The organism is Gluconobacter cerinus (genome assembly GCF_002723935.1).
Lineage (GTDB): Bacteria > Pseudomonadota > Alphaproteobacteria > Acetobacterales > Acetobacteraceae > Gluconobacter > Gluconobacter cerinus.
Map to the genome: position 1 here is coordinate 1 of NZ_BEWM01000046.1, position 984 is coordinate 984.

General features: G+C 54.2%; 1 protein-coding gene. It reads left to right on the top strand.

Annotated elements, in window-relative coordinates; genetic code table 11:
• The coding region (locus tag GCE01_RS16625; protein WP_145995828.1) for a Hint domain-containing protein at positions 1 to 984 on the top strand (984 nt) is incomplete at both ends.

A 984-nucleotide genomic window follows, 5' to 3' on the forward strand; every position in this document is an offset into this window, starting at 1 on the left:
TTTTTGAGGTTTGTTTCCTTGCTGGTTCCATGCTGCGGACGCCGACAGGCGAGCGCGCCGTCGAAGACATGGCGATTGGTGACGAGATCTGTGTCTATGACTGGCGGAACGCTGCAGAGCTGACCCGTTCGGTCAAATGGGTTGGTCATAAAAAGATGGTTGTCCGTTCTCATCTTCCTGATGATGAAGCCGGATATCCAGTCCGCATCCTGAAAAATGCAGTTTCTGACGGCGTGCCATACAAGGATCTTCTTGTGACGCCAGAACACTGCCTGTTCTTTGACGGGCAGTTTATTCCGGTCCGCATGCTCGTGAACGGGCGTTCGATCTTCTATGACCGCTCTTTCACCAGCTACACATATTATCATGTCGAGACTGACCCTCATTCGGTCATTTGGGCGGACGGTACGCTGACGGAAAGCTATCTTGATACCGGGAACCGTTCGACGTTTGCGCAGGGTGGAACGCTGGTTCTGTTCGGTGACAAAAACGTCAAGACCTGGGAAGAAGATGGCGAAGCTGCGCTGACGGTTGCCCGTCATCAGGTTGAGCCAATTTTCCGGAACCTCGAAGCGCGGGCAGAGTATGCGGGTCTTGGTCTTGAAGCGCCGCAGCAGAAACTTGTCGACGATGCGGATCTTCATCTTGTGACTGAGGCTGGGGTCGTTCTTCGCAGAGTTCGTGAAAATAACGGGCACAGCGTGTTCATGATCCCGCCTGGTGTTCAACAGGTCCGGATGGTGTCTCGGACCAGCCGTCCGAGCGATACGATTGGACCGTTTGTGGATGACCGCCGTTATCTCGGCGTTCTTGTGGGGAGTATTCAGTTTTTTGAATCCCGTGATACCCGCAAGCTTGACCAGCACCTGAAGAGCGATCAGCTCGAAGGCTGGGATGTCAAGGAAGCCGCTCCATGTCGTTGGACAAATGGAAACGCTCTCCTGTCGATCGGTGCGCGTGAACCAGGAAGCATTGGAATGCTGG